This window comes from Micromonospora sicca (assembly GCF_003172935.1).
Classification (GTDB): domain Bacteria; phylum Actinomycetota; class Actinomycetes; order Mycobacteriales; family Micromonosporaceae; genus Micromonospora; species Micromonospora sicca.
In genome coordinates, this window is sequence record NZ_QGKS01000534.1 from 22,618 (window position 1) to 38,835 (window position 16,218).

Here is a 16,218-nt window from a genome sequence, read left to right on the forward strand (position 1 = left end):
TTCCACCGTCCGCGCCCGTCCGGCCCTGTGCCGGGCGGGCGCGTTCGCATGTCCGGGCCCGGCCTGCCGGCGTGATGGTCGCCGACGGCCGACTGTGGACTCGCCGGACGGCGGTGCGTTGACTTGTACTTAGGTTAGGGTAACCTAACTTCACTCGATCAACGCCGGACCGCCGGGGATCGCGCGTCGCCGCGACCGTCCCTTCGGGTCCGCCTCCGACCATTGAGGACCGCCATGAGTCTGCCCGGAGCAACCGTTCAGGCCCCCTCGACCGGCGCCGGCCGGGACCACCTGTTCACCGCCGGCTCGCTGGAGCGCTACCGCCGGGTGCTGGCCGACGGGATCGGCCGGGTGGCCGACCGGGTGGCCACCGTCGACCGGCCCTGCACCGGCGTCACCCCGCAGCACCTGGCCCCGCGCGTCCGGGGCATCGACCTGGACCGGCCGCTCGGCGACACCGGGGCGGCGCTCGACGAGCTCCACGACGTCTACCTGCGCGACGCGGTGTTCTTCCACCACTCCCGCTACCTGGCCCACCTGAACTGCCCGGTGGTGATCCCCGCGCTGCTCGGCGAGGCGGTGCTCAGCGCGGTGAACTCCTCGATGGACACCTGGGACCAGAGCGCCGGCGCCACCCTCATCGAACGCCGGCTGATCGACTGGACGGCCGACCGGATCGGGCTCGGGCCCGCCGCCGACGGGGTGTTCACCAGCGGCGGCACCCAGTCGAACCTGCAGGCGCTGCTGCTGGCCCGGGAGGAGGCCTGGGCGCGGGCCGGCGCCCGGCCGTCCCGCCCCGAACTGCTGTCCCGGCTGCGGCTGATCACCTCGGCGGCCGGCCACTTCAGCGTGCAGAAGGCGGCGAAGCTGCTCGGCCTCGAGGCCGACGCGGTGCTCACCGTGGGCACCGACACCGACCGGCGGATGCGCGCCGACGAACTGGCCCGGGAGATCGACTGCTGCCGGCGGGACGGGCTGCGGGTGATGGCCGTGGTGGCCACCGCCGGCACCACCGACTTCGGCACCATCGACCCGCTGCCGCGGATCGCCGACATCTGTGCCGCCGCCGGCGTGTGGCTGCACGTCGACGCCGCGTACGGCTGTGGGCTGCTGGTCTCGCCGACCCGGCGGAACCTGCTGGACGGCATCGAGCGGGCGGACTCGGTGACCGTCGACTACCACAAGTCGTTCTTCCAGCCGGTCAGCTCCAGCGCCGTGCTGGTCCGCGACCGCCGGGTGCTGCGGCACGTCACCTGGCACGCCGACTACCTCAACCCGGCCCGGGCGGTCGAGCAGCACATCCCCAACCAGGTCGACAAGAGCATCCAGACCACCCGCCGCTTCGACGCGCTGAAGCTCTGGCTGACCCTGCGCGTGATGGGGCCGGACGCCGTCGGCGCGCTCTTCGACGAGGTGGTCGACCGGGCCGCGGACGCCTGGCGGCTGCTCACCGGTGATCCCCGCTTCGAGGTGGTGACCCGGTCGCCGTTGAGCACCGTGGTGTTCCGCTGGCGGCCCGCCGGCGTCGCGCCGCACCTGGTCGACGACGCCAACCTGTACGCCCGCGAGGCGTTGGCGGCCTCCGGCGCGGCCCTCGTCGCGGGCACCCGGGTCGACGGCGCGCACCACCTGAAGCTCACCCTGCTCAATCCGGAGACCACGGTGGCCGACCTCGCCCACGTCCTCGACCTGATCGCCGGACACGCCGGTGGGTACGTGCGCAGCCGCACGGCGGGCGACCTGTCCTGCCCCGTGGGCTGAGCGGGAGAACACATGTCGACCCACGACTTCATCGCCGTCGGGCTGGGCCCGTACAACCTCGGGCTGGCCTGCCTGACCGCACCGATCCGCGACCTCGACGGTCTCTTCCTCGAGGCGCGCGACGACTTCGACTGGCACCCGGGCATGCTGCTGGAGTCCACCCGCCTGCAGACCCCGTTCCTCGCCGACCTGGTCACCCTCGCCGACCCCACCTCGCCGTACTCGTTCCTCAACAACCTGAAGGAGTCCGGCCGGCTCTACCCGTTCTACATCCGGGAGAGCTTCTTCCCGCTGCGCAGCGAGTACAACGACTACTGCCGGTGGGCCGCGGCGAAGCTGCCGAGCGTCCGCTTCGGCCACGAGGTGACCGCCGTGGAGTACGACCCGGCCGACGAGCGGTACGTCGTGCACTGCGCCGCGGCGGGCGGGCGGGTGACCCACCGGGCCCGGCACCTGGTGCTCGGCACCGGCACCCCGCCGTACCTGCCGCCGCCCTGCCGGGGGCTGGGCGGCGACGCGATCCACAACGCGCGGTACCGGGAGCACCGCGCCGCGTTGCGCGCCAAGCGGAGCGTCACCGTGGTGGGCAGCGGGCAGAGCGCCGCCGAGATCTACCACGACCTGCTCGCCGACATCGACACCTACGGCTACCAGCTCAACTGGGTCACCCGCTCGCCGCGGTTCTTCCCGCTGGAGTACACCAAGCTCACCCTGGAGCTGACCTCACCGGACTACGTGGACTACTTCCACGCCCTGCCGGAGGCCACCCGCTACCGGCTGGAGGCGGAGCAGAAGGGGCTGTTCAAGGGGATCGACGCCGACCTGATCAACGGCATCTTCGACCTGCTGTACGCCAGGAGCGTCGCCGCTCCGCTGCCGACCCGGCTGATGACCAACACGGAGCTGACCGCCGCCGGGTACGACGCGGCGGACGGGACGTACACCCTGGGGCTGCGCAACGTCGAGCAGGGCCGGGACTTCGCCCTCACCACCGAGGGGCTGGTGCTGGCCACCGGCTACCGGTACCGGGTGCCCGGCTTCCTCGAGCCGATCCGGGACCGGATCCGCTGGGACGACCACGGACGGTTCGAGGTCGCCCGCAACTACAGCATCGACCACAGCGGCCGGGGGATCTTCCTGCAGAACGCGGCCACCCACGCCCACAGCGTCACCTCGCCGGACCTGGGGATGGGCGCGTACCGCAACTCGTGGATCATCCGGGAGCTGACCGGGCGCGAGCACTACCCGATCGAGGGGCGGATCGCCTTCCAGGAATTCGGCGCCCCGGCGGGGGTCGCGTCATGACCGGGACGGTCTACCGCCGGGTCGCCCCGCGCCTCGGCGAGTTCACGCTCCGCCGGGTCGATCCGGACACCGACGCCGCGCTGCTGCACGGCTGGGTCACCCACCCCAGGTCGGCGTTCTGGCTGATGCAGGACGCCGACGTGACCCGGGTGGCGCAGGAGTACCGGCGGATCGCCGCACACCCGCACCACGACGCGTACCTGGGGTCGTGGCGGGGCCGGCCGGCTTTCCTCGCCGAGCGGTACGACCCCGCCCACGTCGACCTCGTCGGCCGGTACGACGCCGCCGAGGGCGACGTCGGCATGCACTTCCTCTGCGCGCCCCCGGACAGCCCCGTGCACGGGTTCACCCGGGCGGTGATCACCACGGTGCTGGCCTGGCTCTTCGCCGACCCGGGCACCCGTCGGGTGGTGGTCGAACCCGACGTGCGCAACACGGCGGTGCACGCGCTCAACGCGGCCGTCGGCTTCACCGTCGTCCGACCGCTCACCCTGCCCGGGAAGACCGCCCTGCTCAGCGTCTGCACCCGCGAGCAGTTCCGGACCGCCACCGAAGGAGCCGTGCCCGCGTGACCCCCGCCGCCTCCGTGCCCCACCTGACCCCGCAGCGCTGGGCCGCCGCCAACCGGCTGCTGGTCCGCAAGGCCCTCGCCGAGTTCGCCCACGAGCGCCTGATCACCCCGGAGCCGCAGGGCGGCGACCGTTACCTGGTGCGGGCCGACGACGGCGCGGTGGAGTACCGCTTCGCCGCCCGGGTGCTGGCCCTCGACCACTGGCAGCTCGACCCGGCCGGCATCACCCGGCACGCCGGCGGCCGGGAACTGCCGCTGGACGCCGTCGACCTCTGCCTCGAGCTGCGCGGCGCGCTCGGCCTCACCGACGCCGTCCTGCCCGTCTACCTGGAGGAGATCACCTCCACCCTGGCCGGCGCCGCGTACAAGCTCGGCCGGCCGGAGGTGAGCGCGGTCGACCTGGTCCGGGCGGACTTCCAGCGGATCGAGACGGCGATGACCGAGGGGCATCCCTGCTTCGTGGCCAACAACGGCCGGCTCGGTTTCGGGGTGCACGAGTACCACCGGTACGCCCCGGAGGCCGGGCGGCCGGTCCGGCTGGTCTGGCTGGCCGCGCACCGCGACCACACCACCTTCACCTGCGCGGACGATCTGGACTACGACACCCTGGTCCGCGCCGAGTTGGGCGAGGACGCCCTAGCCGGCTTCGCCCGTACCCTCACCGGGCTCGGCCTCGACCCGGCCGGGTACCTGCTGCTCCCGGTGCACCCGTGGCAGTGGTGGAACAAGCTGGCCGTCACCTTCGCCGGCGAGGTCGCCCGGCGCCGCCTGGTGCCGCTCGGCGAGGGGCCGGACGAGTACCTCGCGCAGCAGTCGATCCGCACCCTCTTCAACGTCACCGACCCGGGCCGGCACTACGTGAAGACCGCCCTGTCGGTGCTCAACATGGGCTTCATGCGCGGGCTCTCCGCCGCGTACATGGAGCACACCCCGGCCATCAACGACTGGCTCGCGGGCCTCGTCGCCGCCGACCCGGTGTTCCGGCGGGCCCGGCTGTCGATCCTCCGCGAGCGGGCGGCGATCGGCTACCGGCACCGGCAGTACGAGGCGGCGACCGACCGGCACTCCCCGTACCGGAAGATGCTCGCCGCGCTCTGGCGGGAGAGCCCGGTGCCCGGGCTGGAGCCGGGCCGGCGGCTGGCCACCATGGCGTCGCTGCTGCACGTCGACCGCGCGGGGCGGTCGTTCGCCGGCGCGCTGATCGCCGAGTCCGGGCTCGCGCCCGCGGCCTGGCTGCGCCGCTACCTCGACGCCTACCTGGTCCCGCTGCTGCACAGCCTGTACGCGTACGACCTGGCGTTCATGCCGCACGGCGAGAACGTCATCCTTGTCCTGCACGACGGGGCGGTGGAGCGGGTGATCTTCAAGGACATCGCCGAGGAGATCGTGGTGATGGACCCGGACGCCGACCTGCCCCCGCCGGTACGCCGGATCCGGGTCGCCGTCCCGGAGCAGGACAAGATCCTGTCGATCTTCACCGACGTGTTCGACTGCTTCCTGCGGCACCTCAACGCGATCCTGGCCACCGAGGAAATCCTCGACGAGGAGACGTTCTGGCGGACGGTGGTCGGGTGCGTCGCGGACTACGCCGACAGCGTCCCGCACCTGGCCGACCGGCTCCACCGCCACGACCTGTTCGCGCCGGAGTTCGCGCTGTCCTGTCTCAACCGGCTGCAGCTGCGCGACAACCAGCAGATGCTCGACCTGGCCGACCCGTCCGGGTCGCCGCAGTTCGTCGGGACGCTGGCCAACCCGCTCGCCCGCTTCGCCCCGGACCGGGTCGGCTGAGCCGGCGGCGGGTGCCCACAGGCGGATGCCCGGAGCGAGCGCTCCTCTCTCCGGGCATCCGTCCGTGGGCCGGCGTGGTGGGGGTCAGGCGGCGGTGGACCAGATGGCACGGAACGCGGCGGCCTCGCCGGCCAGCCACTGCTCGACCTGCGCGGGCTTGACCGTCTCGGGCATGCGGTGGGCCTCGCCGCGGCGGACGTCGACGAGGACCGGCTCGGCGTGCGGGAGGACCGCGTCCATGTGCCGGGCCATCAGGTGCAGGGTGGCGAGGGTCGCCTCCTCGCTGGGCGGTGCCTCGTCGAAGTGCAGGCGGACCGCCTCGGCGCGGCCGTCGGCGTACCGGACGCCGAAGTGGGGGTTGATCTTTACGGGCAGGTCGCCGAGCATCGCCAGGGCGTCCCGGGTCTGGGCGAGGTCGACGCCGGCCGGCTCACCGAGCGACTGGAGCCAGGCGGTCGCCCCGGGGACGAGCGCCTGGTAGAGCGGGCGCCAGCGGGGCTTGACCAGATCGGGCACCTGGGCCAGGTGCGTGCCGCCGGTGTGGAACGCGATGTCGGCCTTGAGCGCCTTGACGAACTGGCCGTGCGGGTTGAACCCGTGCCGGCTCGCGCGCTGCTTGCGCAGGCCGCCGACGAAGGTGGCCTTGGTGGGCCCGGTGCGGTCCACGTACCGGGTGAAGCCGAGGAGGGTGGCGTACGGCGTCAGGGGGGTGGAGATGGGCGCGGTCACGAGCATCCTCCCAGGTCAGGAACTCGATTAGTACATACATTCTAATCGACGGGCCTGACATCGCCCAGGGTAGAAAAGGGGCCGTCCGGACGCACCGGACGGCCCCTCGGAGAGAAATTCCTACAGCTGCTCGACGGCGGTGATCCGGACGACCGCGGCGCCCACCTCGTCGGAGGCGGCCAGGTCGACCTCGGCGCTGATGCCCCAGTCGTGGTCGCCCTCCGGGTCGTCGAGGATCTGCCGGACGGTCCAGCGGTCCCGACCCTGCTCGATCATGAGCAGCGCCGGCCCGCGCGCGTCCGGGCCCACCCCGATTGAGTCGTACGAGTCGAAGTACGGCTCCAGCGCGTCCGCCCAGGCGTCGGCGCCCCAGCCGTCCCCGGCGTCGAGCTCGCCGAGCAGGTCCCAGCGGCGCAGGGCGGCCAGCTCGACCCGGCGGAACAGCGCGTTGCGCACCAGCACCCGGAACGCCCGCGCGTTGCGGGTCACGGCTGGCGGCCGGTCGTCCAGGGCCGCGTGGGCCTGGGCCACCTCCGCCACGTCCGACGGGTTGCGCAGCCGCTCCCACTCGTCGATCAGGCTGGAGTCGACCTGGCGGACCAGCTCGCCCAGCCACTCGATGAGGTCGACCAGCTCCTCGGTCTTGGCGTCCTCGGGCACGGTCTGCCGCAGCGTCTTGTACGCGTCGGCGAGGTACCGCAGCACCAGGCCCTCGGAGCGGGACAGCCCGTAGAAGCTGACGTACTCGGTGAAGGTCATCGCCCGCTCGTACATGTCCCGCACCACGGACTTGGGGGAGAGCTGGTGGTCGGCCACCCAGGGGTGCCCCTGCCGGTACATCTCGTAGGCGCCGTCCAGCAGCTCCGCGAGCGGCTTGGGCCAGGTCACCTCGTCGAGCAGCTCGAGGCGGGCCTCGTACTCGATGCCCTCGGCCTTCATCGCGGCGACCGCCTCGCCGCGCGCCTTGAACTGCTGCGCGGAGAGCACCTGGCGCGGGTCGTCGAGGATCGACTCGATGACGGAGAGCACGTCGAGGGCGTACGACGGCGACTCCTGGTCCAGCAGCTCGATCGTCGCGAGGGCGAGCGGGGAGAGCGGCTGGTTGAGCGCGAAGTCGAGCTGGAGGTCGACGGTGAGCCGGACCCGCCGGCCCTGCTCGTCCGGCTCGGACAGCTCCTCGACCACGCTGCCGGCCCGCAGCGCCCGGTAGATGGCGATGGCCCGCCGGATGTGCCTCCGCTGGGCGGCCCGGTCCTCGTGGTTGTCGGTGAGCAGGTGCCGCATCGAGGCGAACGCGTCGCCGGGCCGGCCGATCACGTTGAGCAGCATCGAGTGGCTGACCTGGAAGCTGGAGGTCAGCGGCTCCGGCTCGGCCTCGACCAGGCGCTGGAAGGTCGGCTCGCCCCAGCCGATCGAACCCTCCGGCGGCTTCTTCTTGACCACCTTGCGGCGCTTCTTCGGGTCGTCGCCGGCCTTGGCGAGCGCCTTCTCGTTCTCGATGACGTGCTCGGGGGCCTGCACCACGACCCGGCCGAGGGTGTCGAACCCGGCCCGCCCGGCCCGCCCGGCGATCTGGTGGAACTCGCGGGCCTTGAGCAGCCGGGTCCGGGTCCCGTCGTACTTGGACAGGCCGGTGAAGAGCACGGTGCGGATCGGCACGTTGATGCCGACGCCGAGGGTGTCGGTGCCGCAGATGACCTTGAGCAGGCCGGCCTGGGCGAGGGTCTCCACCAGGCGGCGGTACTTGGGCAGCATGCCGGCGTGGTGCACGCCGATGCCGTGCCGGACCAGCCGGGACAGGGTCTTGCCGAAGCCGGAGGTGAACCGGAAGTTCCCGATGGCCTGCGCGATCATGTCCTTCTCGGCGCGGGTGCAGACGTTGACGCTCATCAGCGCCTGCGCGCGTTCCAGCGCGGCGGCCTGGGTGAAGTGCACGACGTACACCGGGGCCTGCTTGGTCTGGAGCAGTTCCTCCAGGGTCTCGTGCAGCGGGGTCATCGCGTACGAGAACAGCAGCGGGACGGGCCGCTCGGCCGTGCGGACGACGGCGGTCGGCCGGCCGGTGCGCCGGGTCAGGTCGTCGACGAACCGGGTGGTGTCGCCGAGCGTGGCGGACATCAGCACGAACTGCGCCTGCGGCAGTTCGATGATCGGCACCTGCCAGGCCCAGCCCCGGTCCGGCTCGGCGTAGAAGTGGAACTCGTCCATGATCACCTGGCCGACGTCGGCCCGGGCGCCCTCGCGCAACGCGAGGTTGGCCAGGATCTCCGCGGTGCAGCAGATGATCGGGGCGTCGGCGTTGACGCTGGCGTCGCCGGTGAGCATGCCGACGTTCTCCGCGCCGAAGACCTCGCAGAGCGCGAAGAACTTCTCCGACACCAGGGCCTTGATCGGGGCGGTGTAGAAGGTGGTGCGGTTGTCGGCCAGGGCGGCGAAGTGGGCGGCGATCGCGACCAGGCTCTTGCCCGAGCCGGTCGGCGTGTTCATGATCAGGTTCGCGCCGGAGACGATCTCGATGACCGCCTCCTCCTGATGGGGGTACAGGTCGAGGCCGCGCTCCTTCGCCCAGCCGGCGAACGCGTCGAAGAGGGTGTCGGGGTCGGCGCTTCGAGGCAGCGCGGCAGTGAGCGTCATAGCGCCCCCCATGGTGCCCGGATCATGGGCCGCCGCGCCAACCGGGGCGTCCGCGACGCCCGCCGGGCGCGCGGTCCGTCCCGCGCGTCCCGATCCCGCCGGGGCGTGGACCACCCGAGAGGTACGCCCGCGGGGTCAGCCCCGGGCGGGCGTGGGCGTGGCGGCGACCCGGCGGTGGATCAGGTCGAAGATCGGGCGGCCGGCGGTGAGGGCTCGGCGCTCGAACTTGGTCACCGGGCGGTGGGCGGGGCGCGGGGCGAAGTCGCCGTGGACGTCGACCAGCTCCGGGTCGGCGGTCAGCGTCTCCCGCATCGACTCGGCGTACTCGGCCCAGTCGGTGGCGCAGTGCAGCGTCCCGCCGGGGGCCAGCCGGGAGCGCAGCAGCGCCACGTGGCCGGGCTGGATCAGCCGGCGCTTGTGGTGCCGGGACTTCGGCCACGGGTCGGGGAAGAAGACGTGCACCGCGTCGAGCGAGCCCTCCGGCAGCGCCCGGACCAGGTCCAACGCGTCGCCCCGGGCCACCCGGACGTTGCCCAGCGCGTGCCGTTCCGCCAGGTCGAGGAGGTTGGCGATTCCGGGCGTGTGCACCTCGACCGCCAGATAGTGTCGGTCCGGGTCGGCCGCCGCCATCGCGCCGGTGGCGTCGCCCATGCCGGAACCGATCTCCAGCACCAGCGGGGCCCGCCGGCCGAACAGGGCCGCCGGATCGAACGGCCCGTCGAGGTCGGCGATGTCCAGGCCGTACGCCGGCCAGAGCCGGTCCAGCGCGTCGACCTGGCGGCCGCTCATCCGCCCCCGGCGGGGATGGAAGGTCCGGATCCTTGCGGCGTGCGCGGGCGGGGCGGCGGCGGGGTTCTGGTCGGTGGAGGTCACAGCGACCCGAGCGTACGCGACGGTTGCCGCGTATCGGATGTGATGTACGCCCGAGGGTGAGACGATTCATCCCGTACGGCATAACGGGCGGACCGTTGCCCGGTACCGCCCTACGGCGCCGGGAGGGGTCATGGTGTCAGTCACGCGCCGCGCGGCGCTGGTGATCGCGGCCGCCGCGTTCGCCGCCCCGCTGGTCGGGGCGGTCCCCGCCCTGGCCGCCCCGGTCCCCGTCGCCGAGCCGGCCCCCGGCCAGCCGGGGCAGTCGCAGCCGCCGCCCGAGGACGTGATCTTCGTCGAGGTCACCCCGAGCACCGTGGAGCCCGGATTCCTGGTCGGCATCCGGGCGAGCTGCCGGGACAACTCGGTGCCGGCGACCGTGGTGTCGGACGCCTTCGGCCGGGTGCAGGTGCAGCCGCAGCGCGGGCTGCTGACCGCCTCGCCGATGGTCCGGGAGCGCACCCGTCCCGGCAACTACCGGGTCAAGCTGGAGTGCCCGGGCGGGCAGACCGCGTCGACGATGCTCCAGGTGGTCAACCGGGTGGCGCCGAGCCGCGGACCGGCGACCGGCTTCGGCGGCACCGCCGGCGGCGGCCGCCTCGGTGGCCTGCTCGTGCCGATGGGACTCGCGCTGACCCTGGCCGGGGCAGCCGTCGGCGTGGTGGCGGCGCGCCGGCCCCGTCCCGTCCGTGGCGCCGCCCGCCGCTGAGTCCCGCCATGGCCTCGCATCCCGCTCCGCAGCCGGCCGCCCGACCCGGCCGGCGCGACCCGCGGGCCGGCCGCAGCCCCTGGTCGGCGCCGCTGGCCGTGGTGCTGGTGCTGATCGGGGTCTTCGCCACCGGGGCGGGGCTCGGCCGCACCGCCGGGCCGTTCGACTGGGCCGACGCCGCGGCGGGGCCCGGGCAGGGCGACCCGCAGCCCGACGGCCGGCTGCCGGCGAGCCGCCCGGTCAGCCTCTCCGTGCCGGCGATCAAGGTCAGCGCGCCGGTGACCCCGGTCGGGCAGGCCCGGGACGGCTCGATCGCCGTGCCGCCGTTGAGCAAGCACAACCAGACCGGCTGGTACGACCGCAGCCCGACGCCCGGCGAGCCGGGCCGGGCGATCATCGTCGGGCACGTGGACACCAAGAGCGGCCCGGCGATCTTCTACCAGCTCGGCAAGCTCAAGCCCGGCGACCGGATCGAGGTCACCCGGTCGGACCGGAGCGTGGTGACCTTCAAGGTCGACACGGTCGAGCACTTCGACAAGGCCAACCTGCCGGCCGACCGGGTGTACGGCGACGACGGCCCGCCGGGGCTGCGCCTGATCACCTGCGGCGGGGAGTGGGTGGGCGGCAGGACCGGCTACGAGGACAACGTGATCGCGTTCGCCTCGCTGGTCGACAGCCGCAAGCCCTGACCGGGCTCAGCCCTTTCCCAGCTGCCGGGACATCCAGGGCCACGACGCGGGAAACAAGATCAACTAGGTCGTCCAGGTTGGGCGGAAGGCTCAACCGGTGTCCGGCCGGAGGAATGGGCTTCTCTGCCTTCGCGGCGACCGGGCGAGGGGGCGAGCGAGCCCATCGCGATCAGCTGCGCAACCACCAACAGCGTGACCGGGACCAGCCACCAGAGCCCGAGGTCGCCGCCGATCGTGACGGTCAGGAGCGCGACACCGACCAGCGCCAGGCCGGCCGAGAGCCAGCCGGTGAGGCCACGCAGGGCCCGTCGGTGACGCCAGATCAACCAGACGGCCGGCAGCCACGCGACCACCGCGATGACCATCCCGACGAAATCCACCAGCGACGGCCCGTGCGTCCGGCTGAACGAGAACAGCCGAGGCCCAGTGTCCGGCATTGCGATCAACAGGCCACCTGCAGCCGAGCCGACCAGCCAGCCGAGCAGGCGGCTGGCTACTGGCGGGCGAGTCATGGCGGCATGATCCCACGCCCGGCGACAACTACTTGGCTTCCGCGACAAAGACACCTTGGCCCTGTTGCCCGTAGATGAGATTGCGAGCGTGCAACTCCTTCACGGCGCGGTACGCGGTTGACCGAGCGACGCTGTAAAGCTCACCGATGTCGGAAACCGAGGGAAGCTGTTGCCCTGGCGCATACTCGCCAGAACGAATCTTGGCCTCGATGTCGTCGGCTACGCGCCGGTAGTGCGGTGGTCTGGTTGGCATGATCGGCTCTCCTGGACTTCAGCGGAGATCATGTTTCCAGCCCGGACCTGATCAGGACAAGCGGACAACCCAGCAAAGTGGAGACAGTGAGAACTTGACTACAGTGAGACAGTGGATACAGTGAGACAGCGATCGGGCGCTCCTGGACTTCAGCACTCCGGGGTTACCGGTCTTTCCGCCCTGGGGGAGCACGCACAGACTCTGCCCCCCAGGGTGGGCTACTCGTGACCTCGCGGAAGGGTGCAGACCCATGCCGATGGATGACGGCGACATCACGTCGGCAGACGAACTGTTCGCCATGATGAGGATCATCGACACTCACTGGACTCGGGCGCATGACCAGCCCTGGCGAGTAGGAGGCTGCCTAGAGTGCCGAGATCGGGACAATTGTCCCCAGCTTGATTGGGCGCTAGGTGTCATGGCAGATATCGCTTCGGTCATGTTCCAGAAGTCTTGACCTGCGGCGTCTGCCATGCCGCGCCCTGTGTGCCTATCTCGCGGTCTTCTAAGCAGCGGGTGCCCGACACCCGCCAGCCCTGATCGGGCTCAGGCCTTGCCAGGGACCTGCTGGACCACCTCGAACTCCAGCAGGTTCGCGCCGCTGGCCACCGGCCGGCGCTGCTCGCCGCCCGCGTGCGCGGCCCGAGACGGCCCGGCCGCCCACGCCTGGTACGCCTCCTCGGACTCCCAGCGCGTGTAAACGAAGTAGCGGCTCTCCCCGGCGACCGGGCGGAGCAGCTCGAAGCCGAGGAAGCCGGGGGAGTTCTCCACCGCGCCGGCCCGGGCCGCGAACCGCTTCTCCAGCTCCTCGCCGGCGCCGGGCGGGACGTCGATCGCGTTGATCTTCACGACTGCCATGGCTCCACCATAACGACCGGGCCGGCTGTCGATCCGGGCGGCGACGTCGTCGGGCGGATCAGAACGCCTCGACGGCCGGCACCAGGTCGGCGTCGACCACGATCGGGGCGTGGTCGGACGGGCCCTTGCCCTTGCGCGCCTCCCGGTCCACGTACGCGGAGCGGACCGCCCGGGCGAACGGCGCGGAGGCGTACACCAGGTCGATCCGCATGCCCTTGTTCTGGTGGAACATCCCGGCCCGGTAGTCCCAGTAGGTGAAGGGGTGCGGGCCCTTCATCGGGGTGGGCACCACGTCGGTGAGCCCGAGGTCGCGCAGCGCGGCCAGAGCCGCCCGCTCGGCCGGGGTGACGTGGGTGGAGGCGACGAAGAGCGCCGGGTCCCAGACGTCGGCGTCGGTCGGCGCCACGTTGAAGTCGCCGCAGACCGCGAGGGGCAGCCCGGTGGTCAGCTCCGGTTCGAGCGCGTCACGCAGCGCGGCGAACCAGGCCAGCTTGTACGCGTAGTGCGGGTCCTCGGGGGTGCGGCCGTTCGGCACGTACACCGACCAGACCCGCAGCCCGTCGCAGGTCGCTGAGATGGCCCGGGCCTCGGGCTCGGGGAAGCCGGGTTCGCCGGGGAACCCGACGGCCACGTCGGCCAGCCCGACCCGGGAGAGGATGGCCACCCCGTTCCATCGGCCGTCGCTGTGGCTGGCCGCCTCGTAGCCCAGCTCGCCCACCTCGGCGACCGGGAACGCCCCGTCGGGGCACTTGGTCTCCTGCAGGCAGACGACGTCGGGCTTCGTGGTGGCCAGCCAGTCGAGCAGCCGGGGCAGGCGGGCCTTCACCGAGTTGACGTTCCAGGTCGCCAGGCGCATGCCTCCAGCCTGCCGTATCGCCGGCCGACCCGCCGGGTCACCTCCCCGGGGTGTCGTGCCGAGCCGTGGGCGGGGTCCCGCCGGAACGACACCCAGGGGTCAGGTGCCCGGGGTGTCGTTCGGGCGGGTCTGCTCGGCCAGGAAGCGTTCCAGCTCGGCGCCGAGCTCGTCGGCGGTGGGCAGCGGGCCGGTCTCGGCGGCCAGCAGGTTCTTCTCGCCGCGGCCCCGGGCGAACGCGTCGTACTGCTCCTCCAGGGCCTGGACCAGGGTGGCCGCCTCCTCGGTCTGGGCGACCTGGCGGTCGATCTCCACCCGGACCACCTCGGCGGCCGCGCGCAGCCCGTCCCGGGGCAGCAGCAGGCCGGTGCTGCGGGACACCGAGGCGAGCAGCGCCTCGGCGGCGGCCGGGTACTCGGTCTGGGCGACGTAGTGCGGCACGTGCGCGGCGAAGCCGAGCGCGTCGCGGCCCTGCTCGCCGAGGCGGTACTCCAGCAGGTGGCCGACGCTGCCCGGCACCTGCACCCGTTGCAGCCACGGTTCGTAGCCGGCGATCAGCTCCCGGCGGGTGGCATGCGCGGTGACCCCGGTGGGACGGGTGTGCGGCACCGCCATCGGGATGGAGTTGAGCCCGACGGTGAGCCGGACGTCCAGCCGGGCGGAGAGCCCGGCGACCGCGGCCACGAAGCGCTCCCACTGGAGGTCCGGCTCGGGGCCGGTGAGCAGCAGGAAGGGCGTCTCGTCGTCGTCGTGGAGCAGGTGCAGCTCCAGCGCCGGGGCCTCGTAGTCGGCCCAGCGGTCCTCGACGAAGGTCATCACCGGGCGGCGGGAGCGGTAGTCGAAGAGCTGGTCGACGTCGAACCGGGCGATGGGCCGCGCCTGGAGGGAGGTGAGCAGCTGCTCACGGGCCAGCCGGGTGGCGCTGCCGGCGTCGACGAAGCCGGTGAGCGCCTGGATCAGCACCGGTTGACCGAGTTCGGGCAGCTCGTCGGTGAGTTCGTAGAGCTCGTGTGGGTCGAGCACCGGTCGGGACCTCCCTGGATACGCGCGTACGGGTGGCCGTGCGCGCACGGCACCCGGTTCGGGCAACGTACCCGCAATCCTGATCCATTCCGGCGGGACCCGGCTCGGCGGCCAACTGGATGATCACAATCCGGCGCACCGATTGATCAAATTGGGGCGAATACGCCGATCTTGCACCGCCCGCCGCCGTACGGGTGAATGGTGGATCGGCCGAAAGGACTAGTTGGCCGTTCATGGCCCTATCGCCCGCCGGGCGCGTGCTACCTCCCCTGGGCGGCGCGACTCGTGACCGGGCGGAGGTTTGACCGGCCCGCGAGGATCCTCCCGTCCGGGCCCAGGGTGGCCCGGCCGGTCCGGTTCGGGAGGGCGCAACTGTGGCAAGGGCCACTCGATGACGCTGGGTGACCCGCGGTCGACCTGCCTAGCCTCGTCGAATGCGTGACGACGGCACCCTCGACGACCAGTGCGGCCTCGGCGGTTCGGCTGACCGTTCGGACGATAGCTCCTCCACCGTTCGGTCAACCAGCCCCTGCGAGCCCTCCACTTCTCGGCTCCCCGGCCTCGGCTTCCTCCGTACCCGCCTCCGCGGGTTCGCTAACCCCCTCGCCCCCCGGCCAGGCCGGACCCGGCTGGCGGTGGCCACCGGCGCGGTCTGCTGCCTCGGTCTCGTCGGCGTCACCCAGGTCGGCGCCGGCGCGGTCGGTGGCACGAAGGCCCCCGCCCAGCCGGCGGAGGTCGCCGAGCGGGCGACCCCGGACGCGGCGTCCCGGGGCAGCGACCGGCAGACCCCGGCGCCGGTCGCGCAGACCGCCGACCCGGACGTCTCTCCGTCGGCGACGAAGAAGCCAGTGGCCAAGCCGAAGCCGAAGCCGAAGCCCAAGCGGATCGCCCCGGTGGCCGGCCTCGACGAGGACCAGATGGACAACGCCAAGGCGATCGTGCGCGCCGGCCGGGACATGGGCGTGCCCCGCCGCGGCCTGGTCATCGCGGTGGCCACCGCGATGCAGGAGAGCAACCTCTACAACTACGCCAGCGCGGTGCTGCCCGAGTCGCAGAACTACCCGCACCAGGCGATCGGCTGGGACCACGACTCGGTCGGGCTGTTCCAGCAGCGCCCCAGCAGCGGCTGGGGGGCGGTGGAGGACCTGATGCAGCCGGAGTACGCCACGAAGCAGTTCCTCGCCGCGCTGGAGCAGATCCCCGGCTGGCAGGACATGGCGCTCACCGATGCCGCCCAGGCCGTGCAGGTGTCCGCCTTCCCGTGGGCCTACGCCCAGCACGAGTGGCGGGCCGAGCGGGTCGTCGACGCGATCCTCGGCTGACCGGGGCGGGTGCCGCGGCGCACTGTGGACGCGTGCCGGACGGCGGTTCCGGGTACCAGGGTTTGCCGCACCCGGGTACACATGACGGGGGACCGCCGACAGGAGGACGACATGTCACTGGTGCAACGGATCAGCATGTTCCTGCGTTCACCGCGCGGCCAGCAGCTCGTCCAGCGGGGACGGCGTGAGTTGGCCAAGCCGGAGAACCAGCGCAAGCTCAAGCAGCTGGCCTCGCGGCTGTCCAGCCGCCGACGCTGACCCCGTACCGCCGCGAACCGACCCCCCGGGAGCCCTGGTGACCGACTCCGCACCCGTCGACGGCGAGCCCACCGTCCCCACCT

The 16,218-nt window shown here is 72.4% G+C and carries 16 protein-coding genes; 8 read left to right on the forward strand and 8 right to left on the reverse strand.

Annotated elements, in window-relative coordinates; translation table 11 throughout:
- Positions 1-234: 234 nt before the first annotated feature.
- Genes DKT69_RS37365 through DKT69_RS37380 form a run of 4 tightly spaced genes read left to right on the forward strand, consistent with a single transcriptional unit; the run spans position 235 to position 5,425 of the window.
- On the forward strand, positions 235-1,761 hold the full coding sequence (locus DKT69_RS37365; RefSeq protein WP_109806053.1) for a pyridoxal phosphate-dependent decarboxylase family protein: 1,527 nt from the start codon (positions 235-237) through the stop codon (positions 1,759-1,761).
- 12 nt (positions 1,762-1,773) lie between these two features.
- Positions 1,774-3,066 (forward strand): lysine N(6)-hydroxylase/L-ornithine N(5)-oxygenase family protein, encoded by a 1,293-nt coding sequence (locus tag DKT69_RS37370; protein WP_109806054.1) that lies wholly within the window; start codon positions 1,774-1,776, stop codon positions 3,064-3,066.
- Positions 3,063-3,638 (forward strand): GNAT family N-acetyltransferase, encoded by a 576-nt coding sequence (locus tag DKT69_RS37375; protein WP_109806055.1) that lies wholly within the window; start codon positions 3,063-3,065, stop codon positions 3,636-3,638. Before DKT69_RS37370 ends, DKT69_RS37375 begins: the two co-directional genes overlap by 4 nt.
- The gene (locus tag DKT69_RS37380; RefSeq protein ID WP_109806056.1) at positions 3,635-5,425 is read left to right on the forward strand and encodes an IucA/IucC family protein; all 1,791 of its coding nucleotides are present in this window, start codon (positions 3,635-3,637) and stop codon (positions 5,423-5,425) included. The genes DKT69_RS37375 and DKT69_RS37380 overlap by 4 nt, the downstream gene beginning before the upstream one ends.
- An 84-nt stretch (positions 5,426-5,509) precedes the next feature.
- Here the strand turns inward: DKT69_RS37380 and DKT69_RS37385 are convergent, their stop codons facing one another.
- The 3 genes from DKT69_RS37385 to trmB form a co-directional block, all read right to left on the reverse strand.
- Positions 5,510-6,154, reverse strand: coding sequence for a hypothetical protein (locus DKT69_RS37385; RefSeq protein WP_109806071.1), 645 nt, complete (start codon positions 6,152-6,154; stop codon positions 5,510-5,512).
- A 120-nt stretch (positions 6,155-6,274) separates the two neighbouring features.
- Positions 6,275-8,788 (reverse strand): DEAD/DEAH box helicase, encoded by a 2,514-nt coding sequence (locus tag DKT69_RS37390; protein ID WP_109806057.1) that lies wholly within the window; start codon positions 8,786-8,788, stop codon positions 6,275-6,277.
- Between the two features lie 135 nt (positions 8,789-8,923).
- Positions 8,924-9,661: a tRNA (guanosine(46)-N7)-methyltransferase TrmB gene (gene trmB / locus DKT69_RS37395; protein WP_109806058.1), complete on the reverse strand. Its 738-nt coding sequence runs from the start codon at positions 9,659-9,661 to the stop codon at positions 8,924-8,926.
- Between the two features lie 130 nt (positions 9,662-9,791).
- On the opposite strand from trmB, the gene DKT69_RS37400 reads away from it, so the two are divergent.
- Complete coding sequence (locus DKT69_RS37400) at positions 9,792-10,367, forward strand: hypothetical protein (RefSeq protein WP_109806059.1); 576 nt, start codon at positions 9,792-9,794, stop codon at positions 10,365-10,367.
- 8 nt (positions 10,368-10,375) lie between these two features.
- The gene (locus tag DKT69_RS37405; protein WP_109806060.1) at positions 10,376-11,056 is read left to right on the forward strand and encodes a class F sortase; all 681 of its coding nucleotides are present in this window, start codon (positions 10,376-10,378) and stop codon (positions 11,054-11,056) included.
- 59 nt (positions 11,057-11,115) lie between these two features.
- Here DKT69_RS37405 and DKT69_RS37410 read toward each other — a convergent pair whose 3' ends face one another.
- The 5 genes from DKT69_RS37410 to DKT69_RS37430 form a co-directional block, all read right to left on the reverse strand.
- Positions 11,116-11,568, reverse strand: a complete 453-nt coding sequence (locus DKT69_RS37410) for a hypothetical protein (protein WP_146231327.1) — start codon at positions 11,566-11,568, stop codon at positions 11,116-11,118.
- 28 nt (positions 11,569-11,596) lie between these two features.
- Positions 11,597-11,821: a GntR family transcriptional regulator gene (locus DKT69_RS37415; protein WP_109806062.1), complete on the reverse strand. Its 225-nt coding sequence runs from the start codon at positions 11,819-11,821 to the stop codon at positions 11,597-11,599.
- Between the two features lie 546 nt (positions 11,822-12,367).
- Positions 12,368-12,679 (reverse strand): antibiotic biosynthesis monooxygenase family protein, encoded by a 312-nt coding sequence (locus DKT69_RS37420; RefSeq protein ID WP_109806063.1) that lies wholly within the window; start codon positions 12,677-12,679, stop codon positions 12,368-12,370.
- Between the two features lie 58 nt (positions 12,680-12,737).
- The gene (locus DKT69_RS37425) at positions 12,738-13,535 is read right to left on the reverse strand and encodes an exodeoxyribonuclease III (protein ID WP_109806064.1); all 798 of its coding nucleotides are present in this window, start codon (positions 13,533-13,535) and stop codon (positions 12,738-12,740) included.
- A 99-nt stretch (positions 13,536-13,634) separates the two neighbouring features.
- On the reverse strand, positions 13,635-14,555 hold the full coding sequence (locus DKT69_RS37430) for a proteasome assembly chaperone family protein (RefSeq protein ID WP_109806065.1): 921 nt from the start codon (positions 14,553-14,555) through the stop codon (positions 13,635-13,637).
- 434 nt (positions 14,556-14,989) lie between these two features.
- Between DKT69_RS37430 and DKT69_RS37435 the strand changes: the two genes are divergently transcribed.
- Positions 14,990-15,877 carry a peptidase M23 gene (locus DKT69_RS37435; protein ID WP_109806066.1) on the forward strand — a complete coding sequence of 296 codons (888 nt, stop codon included), beginning with the start codon at positions 14,990-14,992 and terminating at the stop codon, positions 15,875-15,877.
- A 111-nt stretch (positions 15,878-15,988) separates the two neighbouring features.
- Positions 15,989-16,135 carry a hypothetical protein gene (locus DKT69_RS39330; RefSeq protein WP_201750057.1) on the forward strand — a complete coding sequence of 49 codons (147 nt, stop codon included), beginning with the start codon at positions 15,989-15,991 and terminating at the stop codon, positions 16,133-16,135.
- The last annotated feature ends 83 nt before the right edge of the window (positions 16,136-16,218 follow it).